The organism is Alphaproteobacteria bacterium, from assembly GCA_019746225.1.
Classification (GTDB): domain Bacteria; phylum Pseudomonadota; class Alphaproteobacteria; order Paracaedibacterales; family VGCI01; genus VGCI01.
Genome location: JAIESE010000008.1, coordinates 1 through 18190, shown reverse-complemented (window position 1 = coordinate 18190; position 18190 = coordinate 1). Strand labels below are relative to the sequence as shown.

Below are 18190 nucleotides of genomic sequence, written 5' to 3'. Positions count from 1 at the left end.
CCTTATGTTCTTTAAGTTCCGTGTCATGAGGAAATGCTGGTTCTGCAATTCCACACATTGAAAACCCCTCCTCAAATGCGGCGGATAAATAGACCTGTAGGGGTCTGTGAAAGAAATAATGTGCCGAGGGGAGTGTCGGTAATGCCCTTGTTTTCAGGCTTGTGGTGTTTAAGTATTCTCGAACCTTTATTGAGCGTTCCATGAGAACTGTCCCTCCATTTTCATGCATTTCCGTTATATGCGGCCCCACGGATTTGTCAAAACAAGGATGCGTGACGGAAAATACAAACGCGCCATCCTTTTTAAGGGCTCGGTAAGCTATTTGGAAAACAGGTTTTATTTCCTGGATATCCATAAGCGCCATATTGCATAAAACCGCATCGAATGAAGAAGGTTCGAGCAACACCTGCTCGGTTGTCATGATGTCAGCTACTCGATACTCTATGGTTAAACCTGCACTGCGCTTTCTTGCAAGATTGATCATGTTTTGTGACCCATCAATAGCCGTAACAGCAGCACCCAGTGCGGCTAAAACACGGGACATTTGACCATTTCCACACGCAAGGTCCAGTATAGTTTGTCCAGCTTCTGGTTTTAAAAGATTTAAGGTACTTGGTTCAACCAGTGTTTTTTGAAAAGCGCTTCCTTCTGCCATGGCTTCATCCCAAACGCAGGCATTTTCGTTCCAATATGAGATGGCATTTGTAAGATCGTGGGTCATGGCTTTTCTCTCTAGCAAGCATCACTCTTGCTTTGTTTCGGGTTTTTTCTGGTCAATTAATTTGCAACTCTACCCTAATTTAAAAGAGCAGATCAACTGAATTGGAAACAAGCTCAAAAAAAGGACATAATGCTTATGCTCTTCCTTCTAACTGACTCAATTTTGTTTGAATATTTTTGACATGGGCCGACTCTTGGGGAAAAAGCTTCATCGCCATTTCTAGAGCTTGTCCCAAATATTGGGTTGCTTTGTCATGGAAGATTTGAGCTTGTTTTGTTTCCCCTTGATTGGCTGCTAAAGAAGCCTTCTTCATGTAGAGAGTGCCCAAGGATTCTTGAGATTTATAATGCTCAGGATTATTATTCTGTTGAAACATGAGCAAAGATTTATTGAGGAATTCCTCTGAAGCCTCAAAGTCGCCATCACCGTAGTGAGCCTCCCCAAGGATTCTCAAGATGCGGGCTGTATCCATATGATTGGCACCAAGGTTTTTCTCGAATACTGCCAAGCAATCTTTAAGAAGGCTTCTTGCTTTTTGATATTGACCCATTTCGATATAAAGAGTCGCTAAATAGCTGAACTTTTCTGCAATAAAGAAATGATCATCGGAAAAATGTTTTCTTGTAATGAGAATACTTTGCTCCAGTAATTTTAATGCCTTGTCATAATCACCCAAGGATGTAGAAACAGATCCCAGAACTCCAAGGGCCCACGCGACGCCGATATAGTCTTCGGAATGTTTTTTATAAATAGATAGACTTTGTTCAAGGAGCAATTCGGTTTTTTTATAGTCGCCTATGGCAACATAGAGAATCCCTAAATGTGCTAATGCCCAGGCATGTCCAATCTGGTTCCTCGAATATTTTTGATGCAGGTCAAGGCTTTGTTCAAGATAATTTTTTGCTTTTTGGTAGTCACCAAGGTCTCTATAAACTACCCCTAAGTAGCCTAAAGCTTTAGCCTTCCTCGTATAATTTGGATGCTTTTTATAAATTTCGATGCTTTGTTCCAGCAAAGATTTCGCCTTTTCATAGTGACCGACGGATCGATAGAAATTTCCCAGATAAACTAAAATATGGGCAATCTTAATGTGGTTCTCACCATAATATTGGGTTAGATTTTTAAGATTTTCTTCTAGTAGGTTCTTTGCTTTGTTGTTATATCTCAGATAGTAGTAAGTTGACCCCAGCGCTCCTCCGATAGAGCTCTTAATCGGTTCAGAGAGGACATCCTTGTGGGTTAAAAAAGTCTCACAGTGCGGAACAAGAAGCTTCAATCTAAAAAAATCTTCCTTATCAATAGCATCAACGACATAATCTTCTAAGGTAGAGGCGATTGATTCCAACTGAGGGCTGTTCATTGACAAATTCAGTGTCTTTATAAAATAATCTAAACTTATTTCTTGGGTTCTTCTGTGTATAAATATCGTTGGGATGAGGTTAGATGAGGATTCGTTCGTTAAAAGGGAATATTTCTTTAAATTATAGATGAAATTATCGACAACAACATCACTTTTGTACTGAGATAACAAGGCTCTGGGTATATTTTGAGAATTCAACAAACTGATGAGAAGTAGAAGGTCCCCGAAGTCCTTATGAGTCTCAATAAGATGCTTTAGGGAAAGGGTGATAATTCTATAGCGTGTTTTGGTGTAATCGCTTGCTTCTTTCACGACATTTGTTTGTATGGTGTCAAATTCTTGACTATTTTCTTTAACCGACTCTAGGTATTTTGAATAAGGCGTGTGGGTCGATTTTAAATAATATGCTGCAATTGCAACGTCTAAAGGAAATGGAGGAACATCCATTAAGAAATTCTTGGCTTCCAGTCTTTCTTCATCGTTTAATTGGGATGGATTTTCATTCATCATAATATTGATAAAAAGACTTAATTTATCTTGAGGAGAGAGCTCTCCGATTTGAATAAATTTGTGGATCAAACTGTTATTTTTCGTGTTGCTGTCACTGGTGGTTACAATGAGCTTTCCGTTCCCCCAAACTGTTGAATCACAAGGAAAATACTTCTGGATATCCGCAAATTTCTCGACGTTATCAAATATGAGAAACCAGTTGGAAACATTTTTTAATTTTTCTTTCACAAACAAAAGTATTTTTTCATCTCTTTCTACATTATTTTTGATGTTCTGAAGCCCAGAGAGTATTTTCTTTTCTTCTTCCGTTTTGCACAAAGCATAAGCAAGTCGCTCAAAAGAGTCTTTAAGTGTTTCGAGGGTTGTTGCATTGACTTCCCAGACAATATTACTGTTCTGCTGCAGCGCATACCGTCGGGCTATTGTTGTTTTCCCCGCTCCCCCAATACCGACAAGGGCAACAGCTTGAATACCTTCTGACCCCTTCAAGCTTTCTTCAAGTTTTGCAATGATGGTGGGACGATTCAGAAAGGTGTTTCCTGTAGGAACGATCAAATCTGATCGAATGGAGGGCGCTGATTTTGGGTCTTGAGCATTTATTGTGTTCCATTTTTGCTGTTTAAAAATGAACAAACTCAAGCATAAAGAGGTAATCATAACAAGACTCCAGATCATTTTTGTGAATCTTCGGCGCCTTAAAATAGAATCTTGTTGTTGAGGACTTGGGGGTGCCAAATCAGGGGAAGGTGGCATCATTTCGGGCTGCTTGGACGTTACGTCGAAGTTCTTTAAGAGTTGAGACGCAATTTCGTCGAGTTTGATGTCAGGCACGATTCTTGTTAATACTTTAAATAATAACGAAAAAAATTCTTGTTCATCTCGAATCCCAACATAGCCGAGGTCTACGAGCTTTTGGGGTATATCATCGATATCTTTGTTAAATAATAAATAGGTAAGAGAGGAATGTTTAGAAAGAATCCTTTGTGTCAGGCTAGAAATTTCTTTGGTGTATTTATCTTTTTGGTTGGGGACAAGGTCGGAAAAACGATCTGGAATCACATAAATAATGTGGGACGAGAGGGGAAAGGTTTCTTGCAATAATGAAGAGCCAATGGATTTCTCATTAGTGGTTTCAAAGAGAATGGTCTTAATGTCGCAGGCATTTAAATGTTTTTTGAGAGCTGCCAAATAAAAGTCACTTATTCCTTTATCTGGTTCATAGATGATGTAACAACTGAGCGATTTATTGTGGGTCAGCCGAATCACTGCCTTTGACAGCTTTTTAAACTCCGTCTGAATCAAGAGGTTATTATAATGCTTATTAATCCAGGGTAAATGTCCGGCTTTTTCTATAAAATCTATGATCCTTTCACGCGAGTTGATATCCATCTTTCGCATGATATTGGCGGTGTGGGTTTCAACAGTTCTTGTTGAAATAGACAATAGAGAAGCAATCTTGCCTGCCCCTCGCATATGGATAATAGCCGTAATAATATCAATTTCTCGATGGGTGAAACTTATGCCATTTATCGTGGGGACTTTTTCATCGTAAGGATTATGATGAATATTATTTTCCATCTTGTTCATCAGATTTTGTTACCATTTTGATAATCGTTGTTCAAGGCAGATGTCCAGATTCTCTTCTTAAGTGTAGGTAAAATTCCTGGCATGCAACCTTATTCCTATGCCCTTATAAGTTGTTCGTCAAGATGTTCCAAGAGCACATCCCTACCCATTTCTTGAAATTTCATAAAACAAACCGCTTCTAAGTAATTTGTACTTAGGTACGTACCTACGTTTGTTTTTCGGATCATCAAGGTCTCATTTTCTCCCTATTTTTGCGTTGTTACGGTGAATTCTTCACCAGAACAATAACCAAGAGGTAATAAATTATGACTAACAAAACAAAAAATATAATTGTCGACCATTTATTCACGTACTTTGGCTTATCAACAAAAAGAAGGACTCTTTTGAAGAGGGGGGGCGATATTCTAATCACAGGCATTGTTCTCCTAACAGTTTCTGATGCTTCTCGCAGAAACAAAGAGGACGAAAACATGGTGGAAGCTTTTCACATCTGTCAAGAGCCACATAACGTTGCCCAGACAACCCAAGCATGATGTGAAAGCAACTAAATGAATTAAGGAGAATGAGATCAAGAATCGTTAAGAGTTTATGAGAATTAAGAACAATCACAACCTGGGAGTGGAAAGCGCCAGGGTGGGAATAAGAATTGTGAACTCTTATAAAGCGAATGAGGAGGGGTCTCAAGAGGAACCAGAGGATATACTGGACCTTTATCCTTAAAGCAACCCCCGTAAGGTACGGGGGACCAATTTTTTCCCGCGCTACAAAGGTAATTTATCGGCCTTAAAGCGCGGGAAAAAAGCTAAAGGCGAGACGGACCCGACTGTTCGATTTTGTCATCGGATCTCAAGCTCTGGTTAAGGCTGGTGTTTTAAATTAAATGGAGAGGGAACTTTTGCGATTATGCAAAAAAGGTTAAAAAATCTAGAGCATACCTGGGTGAGAAAAACATCTCATCTGGATTGGCACAGAGAATCCGACCCGAGTCAAAGGGGTCATTTGCTTGGCAGAAACATGACACAAAAAAAAATAGTGAAGTTACGGTGTCTTCCGAAAGAGAAGACACCCTGCCAAACCTGTCTTAATTTTAGAGACTTATTGCCCTGAAGACACTGTCCTCAAAGATGCCTGCAAGGGAAAATATCGATTTTGCCCGGGAGGTTCAAGTGCACCGAATGAATAGCGATTTTTATTCATTATTCCTTAGCGCGGCTTTAAACTTTGATTCTGCATCCATTGAAAGCGGATTGAAATCTGGGTTATGAACCTTGAACGATTCAGCAAACTTCACGTAATAATAGCCATTAATATCCACGGTCTCATCATAAAGATACTGAAGCGCGAGAATAATTCGATCTTTAAATCCTAGATAACGATTATATAGTGGATCATCCTTTTCAATAGCCGAAAAATGCTCTATGCACAAAATCTGGATTAATTTTTTTAATCGCACCAGCTGGGTATCTTGGTCAAAGGTGCTCAAGGCAAGCAGAAAGTCCATGAATGCATCTTGTCTTTGCAATCCTTCGATAAATCTTAAATCATCTTTATCTTTCCGACCATACAAGTTTGACAATTTGTGCCATTTTAATGCTTTATCATAGGGTTTTCCTGGAGCATTATGGTAATCGTCCTCTCTAAAATCCGGAATAAATTTGCGCAACAACTTCAAAATGGCAGCTGTATCTTTGTGAGTAATATTTCGGATTCCTTCCATATTTTTTCTTAAAGTTTCATATTCGCTTCCAAACAACCATTGGCCGAAACTTAGTCTCATGTTATGGATTGCTACGATTGTATTTAAGGCCTCTGGGCTGTTACCAAGGCTTAAGAGTCCATCAACCAGGAAGAAAGCTTTGGTATTAAAAGCAAGTGTTAACATATAGCATTGGGAATTTATGGTTATTGACCAATAAGCATGAATTGCTCTTAGCAAATGTTCTTTGGTAATATGATGCTTCACTCCTGCTTCATTTTCTTCTCTGTAAAACATAGCTAAACAACCCTCTGGAGCTGGGTCTGTCGACGTATAACGACCCAGACAGGTCGACTCTGATATTTTGAAAACCCTGCTTTGAGTGGGGCGAATTGACGTAAGTTGCAAAAGTGAGTGCAAATCGGAAATGGTAAAGTCACTGAGCTGATTAAACAAGATATCTATTCCAGAATTGTTACCATCTTCGATACAGTGGACCTTTATGCCGTGTTGATTTAAGTAGGTTAATGCCAAAGGATGGATGCCATCTCCTTTCTCTTGAGGATTGCTTTTGCGAATAATAAGGTGCTGAATAGGCCGAATCCTGCCTTCGTTCAGGACCTCGCAAAATATTTTTGTCTTTTCAACATCATAATCTTCATAAGGATTTTGGGCATGCAGTCCGAGTCGAACGAAATCAGCCCTATTTAAAAAGTAGAGATTTAAGCTGATAATGTCATCGAAAAGCTTGAGGTGCCTGAAATCAGGATTGTTATCATCAAATGATTGCAAAACAGCTTTCATATTGGGCGAATGCCCTAAAATCGTAGCTTCCCGGATGGTTTGATAGTTTATACAAAGAGAATGAGAAACTTCTCGCAAACTCATGGTGTTCCCTGACATCTTGCCTATTAATGCTTTTATTCCCTGTGGTAGATGACTTAAGGAAAGTTGCTTCAAATTATCTGTTTTCTCAACCTGATCCTCTTTTTTAGCTTCCTCATTACCTAGAGAAACCCTTGGAAGGGGGTAAGGTTGAAGTTTGCTTTTCTCATCTTCAGCTCCAATCGTTGGATTTGAAAGAAGGAAATTCACGATGATTAAATAGTTGATAAATAGAAATTTTTTCATTTTATATAGTTTCCTTATTTTGTAATAAATTCAGGCCTTTGATTTTGAGAGAAATTTAATGAACTTAAATTGCATTCTGTAGGCATATTCTTCAAAAGAAAAACGCAATGCTAATTTGGCTGAAATCCCTTAAATTTTTGTTTTCTCTGGTTTAGGCAAGGTATTAAAATACGCAACACTAAAGTCATCTTCTCTCTTTTGAGCGTAGGTATAGGCAGTATAACCAGAGTAGGGAGAATACGCTCCCATGATGACTGTTGTAAACGGATCATGTCCCACTTGTACGCAATATTTGACGCCAACATGGTCACATTTATCAAGCGCATGCATGAGGCCGATTTCGTCCTCTCCATAATGTTTTACCCTTTGTACTTGTTCCTCTGTCAAAGGAATATTTACCAAATCAGCGAGGTCTTTCAGGGTATACATCGTAAAAGCAACAATCTCTGCATTGCAGGCTCTCATGCGTTCTAGATGGCCGCCCCCTATGGCTGCACGTACATCAAAGCCTTGAGAATCTTTGGTCTCGAGGCGCATATCATAACACAGACATAAAAACATAACGGGTTCTGGAAATCCATTAAAAGCAGCTAAATGAGTTGCCTGATATCCGCCATCAATTGTCGTATATTTAGGGTCAGCATTTTCAGAGGAAATAAGCCATCTGGCCAGTTCTAAATGACCATTCGCTAATGCTGCTAGAACAGGTGTGACGTCTTTAATTGTCTTGGTTTTGCAAACCTTAAAAGGACCGTCCAAGGTTAGGGGGTGCGGCTCGTTAACATCTTTTCCTGCCAATATCATAGTTTCTAAGGCCTTTTTATCGTTCCGAGCTGCAGCTTGCACCAGATTGTCGTCACTTTCCGCACCAAAGACTGGGCCCCCGAAAAGAGTGGTAATATAAATAGATATGAGGGTTTTTTTCATCGGAATTCCTTTACATAATTTTAAGAGCATGTGTTTTTATATGACCTATATAAGGACGATGAACATCCGTGATTTTTACGGATTTATGATTTTAAGTATGGATTTTCGAGTAAATGGAACATTTAAACATGTCGAGGAGTTCATTCTTAGAATGAATACCCAGTTTCGCTTTTGTATTATTCAAATGGGTTTCAACCGTGCGAGAAGAAATTCCAAACTTATTGGCGATGGTTTTCATATCATCTCCTTCTGCCAGGCTTGATAAACAGTTGAATTCGCTCTTTGACAAAGAAACGATCTTATTGTTAACGGTGAACGTGAATTTCTTCACTTTGATGAGGTCATAAAGGGTTTTATAGTCTAACCCTTTCAAGTCATCGGACAAGTCTAAGAATCTGTTGTCCTTATAGATAGCCAATTTTCCTTGGTCTGAAGGGTTAATAATATCCATAGCCTTTTCTTGAAAATAGAGAATAAATTCATCGAGGAGGGATTGATGATTAATATAAAACTGATTGATTTCTGCGTTATCTTTGTCGGTTGCGAAACTCCACGCTTCGATCTCCTTTTCGTGACGAACAAAAATGCTCAAACCATGACAGTAGTTAAAGCTTCGGCAAGCTTCGAGTAGTGCGTTATCTTGTTGTACATCCCAAAAAACAACCCTTTTGGAATTCTTAGGAATGATGATGTTCTCAAAGAGCAAATATTGATCCAATTCCTTGCTTAAGCAATGAGTTGTCAAATTGGCATCTACAGCCAATGTCATGTACCGTGAGCCATGGATAAATCGGTTGTAGCAAAAATGAGAAATGCCTGAGTACCTGAACAATGGGTCAACGATGTCTTTGAGAAGGCCAGACACGCTCTCATTATAGGCCGAAGCCGTTTGATTTATTTTGTATACATCAAGGGCAGTCATCGTAACTTTATTGGAGTAATGATATTAATTCATCAGGTTAGTGTAACATAATGTTGCCAAAAGGCAAACTTTCGATTCCACAGTTTCAAACGAAGCCAACTCCTCTTGAAGATATCTTCAAGAAAACTAAGGTTTACGATCTTTAAATTTCTTTTGATCACTCTTTATCATTTGATCCCAAGCTGAGGCGATGTCAATTTTAAGATCGTGGGATATAAACAAAACAAGGGACAGTATATCCGCGAGTTCATCACCTATTTCAGCTTTGATTTGAGAATCCGACTTTCCATGTCGGTAACGTTCGTTCTCGAGCTGCATCATCAACTTCATCAGGCTCCCGATTTGACACGATAAATCCCGAGATGCTGTGCGATAATCCCAAGGCTTCGTGCCCAAGTTCTGATGATATTGTTCCATTTGATGAACAATTTGCTCTTTCATCTTGCTTAACTGATTATTTCCACTGTCTTGAGCCGGAAGGGGGCCAATTAAAAGCGTAAACAGTATAAGAAACACGACTCTGTTGGTTATATTCATCATTTTCCTCCGATAGAGATTTTACTTTTTTCGACAAATGAGATGAAGCCAGGATTTTCGGGGTCCGAGATTTCTGGCGTTTCTTGTGTCGGGGGCTTCCTTTAGACTCACTATATTAAAATGACTATATGAGAAAAATGTTACTTTTTTTCAGCAGTCTCTATCTCCGACAGGGTTGCTAATACCTTAATTACGTCAGGATGATCTTCTTTAAAATTTTTCCGGAAAATTTTAAGGCTTTGCTTAAGAAATGCTTTTGCCTTTCCATACTCTTTTGTTTTTATATAAAGTACTCCTAAGAAATTAAGGTCTCGAGCTATGCCTACGTGATTTTCGGAAAGGTGCTTCTTATAAAAGGTGAGACTTTGTTCAAGAAGGTCTTTTGCTTTTTGATAATCACCTAAAAGGCTTTGAACATTGCCTAAATATGCCTTTGCCCAACCAACACCAATGTGCTCTTCTGAGTAGCTTTTATACGCCTGGAGGCTCTGATCAAGAAAAACCTCAGCTTGTTTATAATCTCCCAGGTTCATATGGATAATTCCCAAGTTTCCTAGTACTGAACCAAGCCTAACATCCCTTCTAGAGAGATGTTTTACATAAATCTTTAGACTTGCATTTGTTAAAGCTCGTGCTTTTTCGTTATTACCTTCGTACCTATACACAAGCCCTAAGTCAGCAAGCGCATGAGCAACTTCAATATGGTCTTCGAATAGATGTGTTTTAGAAACATGGATGCTCTCATTAAAGAAACTTTTTGCCCTTTCGTAATTCCCCAATGCCCACGAAAGTTTTCCTAAATATGTTAAAATACGAGCAATTCCTCCATAATTCTTATCGGAGCTGTTTTTTAAATAAGCAAGGCCCCTCTCAAGGCTTTCTCGAGAATGTATAAAGTCACCGATGTAGTAATAAATGTAACCGAGCTCTCCTAAAATCTGACCTTTAGTCGTATCGCTTAATAAATATTTATGAGTCAAGACTCGCTCGCCATGAACAATTAAAGTTTTCATTAATGGCAAGTCTTCTTGATCAAGGATATCCGACATATATTTTATAAAAGTTCGCAAAACGCGGGCGACAGATTCTTTGCTTTTCTCTAAGTCAAGAATTTTTATAAGATGATTTAAAATGATTTCTTGGGTGCTTCTGTGAATTACATATGTAGTGTTGGTAGAATGAGATAAGTGAGAAGAAATAAGAGAATATTTCTTCAAATGGTATATTAATGAGTCTACTGCAACGTCAGAATTTTGAGCATCCAATAACTCTTTTGGGATGTGTTGTGAGTCTAATAAACTGATAAGAAGTAGAAGATCAGTAAAAGTTTTGTTTAGGGTAAGTATCTCTTTTAGGGATAAAGAAATTATTCGATAGCGAGTTTTAGAATAATTACTGGTATCTTTTAGTACTGTCTCTTGAAGCGAGGAAAAGTCCGAATTATTATTATACAAATAATTTAGATATTTTGAATAAGTGATGTTGGTTGCCTTTATATAATAACCTGCAAGTGATACATCTAAGGGGAAGGAAGGTATTTTTTGTAAAAAACTTTCGGTTTGTTCGTGCCTTGGAGAATTATTACTTTTATCCTGCTCACTTTGCAAAATACTGTTAAACAAAGCCAATTTTTCATGCTGCTCTAATTCGCCCACATGAATGGCATGATTAACCTGGGAATGACTTTGAATGTGCTCATCGCGGGTTGTTATAATAATCTTACCAGCTCCCCAAAGGGATGAATCAGATGGGAAATATTTTTGAATATCCGTAAAATTTTCTACGTTATCATAAATAAGAAGCCACTGTTGGGAAGAGCTTAAGTGTTCTCTCACAAAAAATAATATCTTTTCTTCTCTTTCTAATGGGTCTTTTATTTCTTTTATGCTACGGACTTTCTCTTGGTCTTCTTGGGTCTTTGATAAAACTTGGGCAAGCTTCTCATAGGCACTCTTGAAACTTTCTTTAGTTTCAGCATTTATTTCCCAAACAATAGGTAATTTTTGCAGGCGTGCGTATTGACGAGCAAGGGTCGTTTTACCAGCTCCTCCTGCACCTATAAGAGCAACTGTTTGAATGCCTCCTTTCTTTTCCAACTTTTCTTGAATGTGGCGAATGAGTTGAGGACGATTCAAATAAGCGTCATTTATTGGGACAACTAGCTCAGACCGTACTGAAGTATCTGTTGCTAAGTGTTTGTAGGAAGCCTGTTTGGGTTTTTGCATAAATTTTATGGTTGAAATACCAACAACGACCAGGCAAAAAACGGTAGATGCAAGATGCCAGCGATAATTATTTGTAAAGATACTCAACAATGAAGATTTATAGTCATTGAATCTAGCTCGAGGACCTTTAGTTTGAGTTTCAGGTTGGGAAATGAGCTGCGCTGGGGTGCCGACGATTGTTTCATAGAAATGTTTAAATTCTAAAACGACTTTTTGAATATCTACACTGGAAAATACCCTTTGTAGGATTTCAAAAAAAGTAAGGTAGTAACTTTCTTGTCCATTAAGCTCGATATACCCATGGCTTTGAATCACTTGGGGGACATTGGTAGTTGGCTGGTTACCGTATAGAAGGAAAAGAATAGGGGTTTGATATGACTCTATTCCTTGCATGCTTGGAAAAAGTTTCAGCTGTTGTGCTGTTATATCGTTCTTTTGAAGTCGCGTAAATTGTGCTTGAGAGATGATGTAGATGATATAATCAGCGTTAATAGCGTTTATAGTGCCATTATAGTATGCCATAACTTTTTCATTTGTTGTTGCTTCACTTACCGTTTCAGCGCCTGCAAGCTTAAGATGCTTTACTATTTGGTCAACGATAGGAAGCTTCTGCTCTGAATCATACGTCACGAAGCATGCTGGACTGTTTTGTTTAGTTAGACTTGCAATCTTATCAAGGGATTTTTCAAAAGCTGTTTGGCATAACAAACTTACGTAGTGTTCTTTTAAGGCTAAATATTTACCGGACTTTTCGGCAAAATCCCTTACGCCCTCTTGAGAATTACATCCCAATTTTCCCATAATGTTGCGCGTATGAGCTTCAACAGTTTTAGGGGAAAGAGACAAGAAAGCAGCAATTGTTTTCGCAATTCTTCCATTGAGTAAGCAGGCAAGGATATCAATTTCTCTGGGCGTGAACCTGATGCCTTTGACTATTTCTAAATTCTCGGCGTCATTGTTTTGCGGCAGGTTAAGAATATTGTTTTGCATTACCAAGATAGCTTATTTCCATTTCTTAAAATAATTACCCTTGCTTAAAAAGCTCCAATAAAGGCTTTGCTTGGGCTTAATCTGAACTAGCAGCAAGTTTTAGACAAGGATTTTTTAGCCTAATAGGGCTTCTAAGTAAATTTCCCTAAGAACTGGCTTACGTATTTTTTCAGAACAGTATAATGCAAATAATTTTTATAGGTTTGGGATTGTTACGGCGCACAGTGCTTGATCAGAAAAGATCACATGTGCCGGTAGCAAGAGAAGATCAAGAGGTCTTCTTTAAATTAACCAAACTGTAAAAAGGAGAATGATCATGAAAACGAATATTAAACTACTATCCTCATCTGCAATTATTATAACAATCCTTGGATTGCCTAACGCTTCGTGGAGTAGAGAAAGGGAGGCACAAGACATTGATGTACCTACTATTCGACAAAACCGTGAGATAACCAATAATAATGGGAATGTTATAGACTCAGTTGCCGTTAATGCAGAGAGGTCCCGCGTGGCATTACAGCGGTATGAGCAGGGTCAAAATGATATAAGTAATCAAATAACCAACGTTTTGTTGCATGGCAAGCCAGGTGATATAATAACCATGGATATTAGCGCAGGCCATTATAGAACCAGCGCTAGTCTCAATAGGTATGTAGATAGAACAAGTATGGGTAGTTCGAATAGCTACCGTTATGGAAGAAGTTTCCATGATGACACCACTAGACATAACCAAGGAAGTTCAAATAGCGGCGGGGGGGCTTCTTTCTTAGGGATAAGTCTTGGTGGTGGGCATACAGGCTCCCATAATAACAGGCAGACGAACATTCATAGCGGCTCGCAATCATCTGTGTCTAACAACACGAGTCAAACACATAGAAACGTGGACGAAGCAAAAGGAACGCTAGAGTTAGATTTTCAATCGCCTGCTGTTGTCGGCTTTAGCTTACAACGTGGTGGGATAAATCAAAATAAAATATTGCCGCAACCTCAGCCTTCTAAATATGTAGCCTCTACATCGTCCGTATCGGGGAATATGCGTCATCAGTCGAACACTAGTAATAACCAGCATACTCAAACCAGCTATAAGCATGCAGTTAATAGTAATTCTTCAGAAAAGTCGCAGGTGAAATTTCCTGGAACAGGCAATAAACTGGGAGGAACTACAACTACCCAAACTGTGGACATAGAAGGATTTACGGAAGCGGAAATAAATGAGCAGATCCAATTATTAGCTATATATGAACGCAATACAAAGAAATAAACTTTATGATTCACTTGTTTGTAGGGTTGGAAAGTTATTCCAACCTTACAGCTTTTTACAAAACATCCGCGAGTTCAAAGGGAGGGGGAAAGGAGAAGGGCGGTATTACAGTCTTTCTATTAAATACCAGCCTACGTCATCCTATTGTCTATATCTTCTGGCTTTGAGTTTCTTTTATGATTTGTGCAGCATTTAAAATCATCCCTGAAGGAGTGAAAGGTCATGACCTTGTTGCGTCTTGTCCCTTACCAAATGGGCAACAGCATTAATATACTTTTCTTCCATTTGATGTTTTGGTTGGGTTAATCTTTCAATTTTCCGGCTCAGCTTTTCTAAAGATACACCCATAAGTTTCGCTCCTTGACAGAATGTTTATCGTAGGGGATTACGCGCTCGCCCCTACGACCCCAGCTCAATTTCGCGGGACCTACTATAGCATAAAATTTACCTATCATCCATCATTTGCTTTGAAGAATTCAAAGTGCGCGCTTATACGTTGCGTTGCAATATCGCTTTGTCGCAAGCGACATATCTTACAATTTTAGACAAATTAGTGTAATATAAAATCATGGCGAACTATTATCTCTCGGTAAAGGGAATCTCTAGGAAAAGTGGGCGTTCTTGCGTCTCTGCGCTTGCCTATAGATCTGTATCGATGGTGCGCTCATAAAAGCTTCTGGCGTTTTTGTTGTAGTACTCTATGGAACCCAAGGTGTGTCACTCTGTATTAAAAAGTATCCCCACTTGCGCAGGGATGACTTCAATTGGACTATTTTTTGGTCAACTTTATTCCCAAATCTTTCTCTATGTAAACCTCAATATACATTGGGAGCGTATTGGGGTCTCTAAAATTTGCAAACCGCACGAGTAGATCTTGGTCTTTCTCACGGGTTAGATGAACGATGCGCCAGGTATTTAAGGGTTTATCCTCAGTACCCCCAACACCATGCTCAACATGGAAAAGAGGTTGCGAGTTTGCTGTGTGAAGGAGGGCGCCCTTGTCATCTCTCGCGTCCGAAAGACCGATAAAGATCACACGTTGCTCTTTATTGAGCAGATACGCTTTTTCAAGCACTTGCGCATGAATGCCTGTTTTCCATTGGCGTTGCTGCGTTGTTCGGGTCAGGGTCTCATCTCCGCCCTCAAGAGTTTCTCTTCCCCAAGATCTTCCTTCATTCACAGCATGAGGGATATATTTTAGGGGGTTCCACGCTTTTTTTCGTTCAAGTTTCCACAACATTGTGCGTGTAAAATGAAGGGGTTTTGAAGTCTCATAAGATGTGCTGAGGACATGATTCACATCAACAGGGTCAAGGGTGATTTGGGTATAAGACGGGTTTTGCCAATCCGCCTCAAACTGTACCTTGGCGTCTTCTGCGGCAAACACATGGAGTGTGAGGGCCGCTGCAGCTACGAGGGTATTTAGTGCAATTTTTTTGAACATATTTTATCTCCTTAAAGTTAGTATTTTAAGAACCAATTCCTTAAAACTCTTGATATGACTTAAATATATCGATTATTCTGGGAATTGAAATTAATATGTTTTGACGATCTTATTTGGAATTTTTGAATATGAAATTGAGCTTAGATAGTTTGCGTGTTTTGGATGCTATTGAAAGAAACGACAGTTTTGCGGGAGCAGCCGAGGAATTGCACCGTGTTCCTTCAGCCGTTACCTATGCCATTAAGCAACTGGAATCGGATCTCGGCGTTAAGCTTTTTGATCGTTCTGGTTATCGGGCTCAACTCACCAAGGCCGGACAAGACCTCTTAGATGGTGGGCGCTCTCTCCTTGAGCAGGCTCAGATTTTGGAGAAAAAGATAAAGGTTTCGGCAGGCCTCGCTCCTCAGAATGTGCGCATCGCCTATGATGGTGCGCTTGGTTTTGATGGTGTCAAATCTGTACTCAATACGCTTTTTGAGACGTTTCCGGATATTTCCGTCGACCTGTCCGCAGAAATCCTCAATGGGTCTCGAGATGCCCTTCTTTCCGGATCGGCGGATTTGGTGATTGGATGCTTTGCAGAGCTTCCCACGGAGACAATTTATCATTACGAGTCCCTTGGACTCATCCCTTTCGTGTTTGCGGTTGCGCCGCACCATCCCTTGGCAGACGCGAACGAGCCCCTTACCCATCAAGTCATAGCTGCGCATCGCATTATCATCATACCGGATACTTCCAAAATCCTGCCGAAAGCGGCCTCTGGATATGCGCCTGATCGAGCGTATTTAACGGTTCCGTCAATGGAAAGTAAGATACGAGCGCAAGCTGCAGGGCTTGGGGTTGGATTCATTCCGCTTGCTCTGGCAAAGCCGTATCTCGCGTCAGGTCAATTGATTGAAAAGGAAGTAGATCGACCCAAGGCTGGCGGGCGGTGCTTTCTCATTTGGAGTGGCAACAAAATGAGCCCAGCGCTTGAGTTTCTCATTAATCATATTCGGCAGAATAAGAAGAAATTTCTAGAGGGCATGCAATAGGGACGGGGAAAGGGTATTATTCATTGTCCCGACCGCTGATAAACGGTTCAAAAATATGTGAGGATTTGAACTCAAGAAGCCTTGTCCTCACATTTATCAAGGAAATATTACCTCATTTCGTACAAACAAAGAATGTTGTTCTTATCTTTTCCCATCCTTGGTGATGGGGTATGGGGAAAGGCTCGTTATCTCTTATCTCAACTTTAGAAAAATACTGTCGTAAAATCCGGGTGTTGTGGGGAAGGATAACTTCTCTAAAGAAGTTTGTAATAAAATGCCTTCTATTAACATCTTGAGCTACCCTATCTCTTAACTCCATTTCGTTTGGAATCAGCAGGAGTGAGTAAGCTAAGTTTAATTCCGTGCATTTTTGTTGAATAACATCCTCTTCTTTATCCAGGAAGGGAAGAATTTTTTTATGGTGAAGTATAATACCCTCAATTTCCTCTTGGTACGCCCCAGGAATGAGGGGAAAAAGACCATCTTTCCTAGATCCGCTCTGTGAATACTCATCAGGATGTATGTTGTTTTTGAGCTCGTCAAAGAGTTCAGTTTGGGTTGTATAAACTTGTAAACAACCCAACAAATAAGAATTTGAGCCCCCTATTGATTTTAAAAGCCAATGTGGATTAAACATCATGAAACCACCCGCCTTGAGAAGCTTTGAAAAATAAGAAAAATGAAGGGGTGACCAATTGGCAAAATTAGTTACGGCATAGTCAACGACGATACTTTCAAAACAATCTGATAGTGCGTTAGCCAGCTGTTCTAATTGATCAGACTTATTAAAGTTTACTGTGAGTTCTTGCCCTTTAAGCTTTCCAGAATGGTGCTGGTCCAGAAAAACAAATCGAGGCTCAGGGAATCTTGTATTGATATCCTTTTCTTGAGTTCCGACGCCTAATACAAGAGTAAGGTTATCATGTTCCAGACGAAAAGCTTTAACAGCTTGTGTTTCTTGGGTAAGTCTATCATTTTCACTTTCCGCCGCAATAACTTGCGTAGACAATAATATTGTTGAAAAAATTGATAATAATTTACGATTCATTTGGTTTAGTCCTTAATAATAGAAAATGTAATAAAACTTGAGAACTTTCTCATTTTAATAGAAGTTCCTCTCAATTGTTTGGTAAACAATATATAATTGTTTTTTATTAAATAGCAACACCGTATAAATACGGTGGTTTGTCTTGACCTCCTACTTCTAGGTCCAGATCCTAGCTTATTTTTTGGGCCTTTTATGGGGTTGTCAGTTCTTGAGTTTTTCAATGCTTATACCAAATCTTCATTAAATTTCTTTAAGATAAATGCAGTGAGTTTGGGGAGAAGAATGAAATGACAAGGATACTTGTAACAGGAGTAACGGGTAATAATGGGGGAACTCTTCTCCCCTTGCTTCAAAAAGAAGGCGTTGAAGTCTTGGCGGGTTCGACAAAAGGGGTTGCTGTTAATGGGGCACCAGGTTTGGCCTTTGATTTTTTAAAACCTGAAACCTTGACTACAGCTTTCAAGGATTTTGAGACGGTCTTCCTCGTTTTACCCTCAAATGAAGGTCCTATGATAGAAATGGCACAAAACGTCGTTGATGCAGCAAAAACATATGCCTCAGGCAGGTAGTTTCAAGACAACTCTATTTTAGGGTGCTTTAGTATGGACCCGAGTTGCACCCTTATGCCGACATTTTATTTGGGGGGGGGAAAGCTCGCTTCTTTGAAAACCGCGGTGTGAATGGTGGGCCCTGTTGGATTCGAACCAACGACCCTCTGATTAAAAGTCAGATGCTCTACCAACTGAGCTAAGGGCCCCATTATCTCACTATAATAGTCTCTTTATAAGATGATTATT

At 39.4% G+C, this 18190-nt stretch carries 14 protein-coding genes and 1 tRNA gene; 4 read left to right on the top strand and 11 right to left on the bottom strand.

The window, feature by feature from the left end:
* The coding region (locus K2Y18_00985; GenBank protein MBX9804308.1) for a class I SAM-dependent methyltransferase at positions 1-721 on the bottom strand (721 nt) is incomplete at its 3' end.
* Positions 722-854: 133 nt separating this feature from the next.
* Positions 855-4178 carry a tetratricopeptide repeat protein gene (locus K2Y18_00980; GenBank protein ID MBX9804307.1) on the bottom strand — a complete coding sequence of 1108 codons (3324 nt, stop codon included), beginning with the start codon at positions 4176-4178 and terminating at the stop codon, positions 855-857.
* A gap of 305 nt (positions 4179-4483) precedes the next feature.
* On the opposite strand from K2Y18_00980, the gene K2Y18_00975 reads away from it, so the two are divergent.
* Positions 4484-4711 (top strand): hypothetical protein, encoded by a 228-nt coding sequence (locus K2Y18_00975; protein MBX9804306.1) that lies wholly within the window; start codon positions 4484-4486, stop codon positions 4709-4711.
* A 656-nt stretch (positions 4712-5367) separates the two neighbouring features.
* Here the strand turns inward: K2Y18_00975 and K2Y18_00970 are convergent.
* The 5 genes from K2Y18_00970 to K2Y18_00950 all read right to left on the bottom strand — a co-directional run bounded on the left by K2Y18_00970 (position 5368) and on the right by K2Y18_00950 (position 12612).
* Positions 5368-7005, bottom strand: coding sequence for a hypothetical protein (locus tag K2Y18_00970; GenBank protein MBX9804305.1), 1638 nt, complete (start codon positions 7003-7005; stop codon positions 5368-5370).
* A 129-nt stretch (positions 7006-7134) separates the two neighbouring features.
* Positions 7135-7932 (bottom strand): ankyrin repeat domain-containing protein, encoded by a 798-nt coding sequence (locus tag K2Y18_00965; GenBank protein MBX9804304.1) that lies wholly within the window; start codon positions 7930-7932, stop codon positions 7135-7137.
* Between the two features lie 91 nt (positions 7933-8023).
* A complete protein-coding gene (locus K2Y18_00960; protein MBX9804303.1) occupies positions 8024-8383 on the bottom strand; it encodes a helix-turn-helix transcriptional regulator in 360 nt (119 codons plus the stop codon).
* A 597-nt stretch (positions 8384-8980) separates the two neighbouring features.
* Positions 8981-9394 (bottom strand): hypothetical protein, encoded by a 414-nt coding sequence (locus K2Y18_00955; protein ID MBX9804302.1) that lies wholly within the window; start codon positions 9392-9394, stop codon positions 8981-8983.
* Positions 9395-9531: 137 nt separating this feature from the next.
* The gene (locus K2Y18_00950; GenBank protein ID MBX9804301.1) at positions 9532-12612 is read right to left on the bottom strand and encodes a tetratricopeptide repeat protein; all 3081 of its coding nucleotides are present in this window, start codon (positions 12610-12612) and stop codon (positions 9532-9534) included.
* A 310-nt stretch (positions 12613-12922) separates the two neighbouring features.
* Between K2Y18_00950 and K2Y18_00945 the strand changes: the two genes are divergently transcribed.
* On the top strand, positions 12923-13867 hold the full coding sequence (locus K2Y18_00945; GenBank protein MBX9804300.1) for a hypothetical protein: 945 nt from the start codon (positions 12923-12925) through the stop codon (positions 13865-13867).
* Positions 13868-14065: 198 nt separating this feature from the next.
* Here the strand turns inward: K2Y18_00945 and K2Y18_00940 are convergent, their stop codons facing one another.
* Both K2Y18_00940 and K2Y18_00935 read right to left on the bottom strand, forming a co-directional pair.
* Positions 14066-14215 (bottom strand): hypothetical protein, encoded by a 150-nt coding sequence (locus K2Y18_00940; protein ID MBX9804299.1) that lies wholly within the window; start codon positions 14213-14215, stop codon positions 14066-14068.
* A gap of 421 nt (positions 14216-14636) precedes the next feature.
* Positions 14637-15311: a hypothetical protein gene (locus K2Y18_00935; protein ID MBX9804298.1), complete on the bottom strand. Its 675-nt coding sequence runs from the start codon at positions 15309-15311 to the stop codon at positions 14637-14639.
* A gap of 128 nt (positions 15312-15439) precedes the next feature.
* On the opposite strand from K2Y18_00935, the gene K2Y18_00930 reads away from it, so the two are divergent.
* On the top strand, positions 15440-16345 hold the full coding sequence (locus K2Y18_00930; protein MBX9804297.1) for a LysR family transcriptional regulator: 906 nt from the start codon (positions 15440-15442) through the stop codon (positions 16343-16345).
* A gap of 112 nt (positions 16346-16457) precedes the next feature.
* Here the strand turns inward: K2Y18_00930 and K2Y18_00925 are convergent, their stop codons facing one another.
* Positions 16458-17393, bottom strand: a complete 936-nt coding sequence (locus K2Y18_00925) for a hypothetical protein (protein ID MBX9804296.1) — start codon at positions 17391-17393, stop codon at positions 16458-16460.
* A gap of 287 nt (positions 17394-17680) precedes the next feature.
* Here K2Y18_00925 and K2Y18_00920 point away from each other — a divergent pair, with 287 nt between their 5' ends.
* Positions 17681-17962 (top strand): hypothetical protein, encoded by a 282-nt coding sequence (locus K2Y18_00920; protein MBX9804295.1) that lies wholly within the window; start codon positions 17681-17683, stop codon positions 17960-17962.
* A gap of 112 nt (positions 17963-18074) precedes the next feature.
* Here K2Y18_00920 and K2Y18_00915 read toward each other — a convergent pair.
* Positions 18075-18150, bottom strand: a tRNA-Lys gene (locus K2Y18_00915).
* Between the last annotated feature and the right edge of the window lie 40 nt (positions 18151-18190).

Bases quoted from the DNA above. Each gene is read 5' to 3' on its own strand.
- K2Y18_00965 (MBX9804304.1), bottom strand. From the start codon at position 7,932: ATGAAAAAAACCCTCATATCTATTTATATTACCACTCTTTTCGGGGGC.
- K2Y18_00945 (MBX9804300.1), top strand. From the start codon at position 12,923: ATGAAAACGAATATTAAACTACTATCCTCATCTGCAATTATTATAACA.
- K2Y18_00970 (MBX9804305.1), bottom strand. From the start codon at position 7,005: ATGAAAAAATTTCTATTTATCAACTATTTAATCATCGTGAATTTCCTT.
- K2Y18_00980 (MBX9804307.1), bottom strand. From the start codon at position 4,178: ATGAACAAGATGGAAAATAATATTCATCATAATCCTTACGATGAAAAA.
- K2Y18_00920 (MBX9804295.1), top strand. From the start codon at position 17,681: ATGACAAGGATACTTGTAACAGGAGTAACGGGTAATAATGGGGGAACT.
- K2Y18_00935 (MBX9804298.1), bottom strand. From the start codon at position 15,311: ATGTTCAAAAAAATTGCACTAAATACCCTCGTAGCTGCAGCGGCCCTC.
- K2Y18_00955 (MBX9804302.1), bottom strand. From the start codon at position 9,394: ATGATGAATATAACCAACAGAGTCGTGTTTCTTATACTGTTTACGCTT.
- K2Y18_00960 (MBX9804303.1), bottom strand. From the start codon at position 8,383: ATGGATATTATTAACCCTTCAGACCAAGGAAAATTGGCTATCTATAAG.
- K2Y18_00925 (MBX9804296.1), bottom strand. From the start codon at position 17,393: ATGAATCGTAAATTATTATCAATTTTTTCAACAATATTATTGTCTACG.
- K2Y18_00940 (MBX9804299.1), bottom strand. From the start codon at position 14,215: ATGGGTGTATCTTTAGAAAAGCTGAGCCGGAAAATTGAAAGATTAACC.
- K2Y18_00930 (MBX9804297.1), top strand. From the start codon at position 15,440: ATGAAATTGAGCTTAGATAGTTTGCGTGTTTTGGATGCTATTGAAAGA.
- K2Y18_00975 (MBX9804306.1), top strand. From the start codon at position 4,484: ATGACTAACAAAACAAAAAATATAATTGTCGACCATTTATTCACGTAC.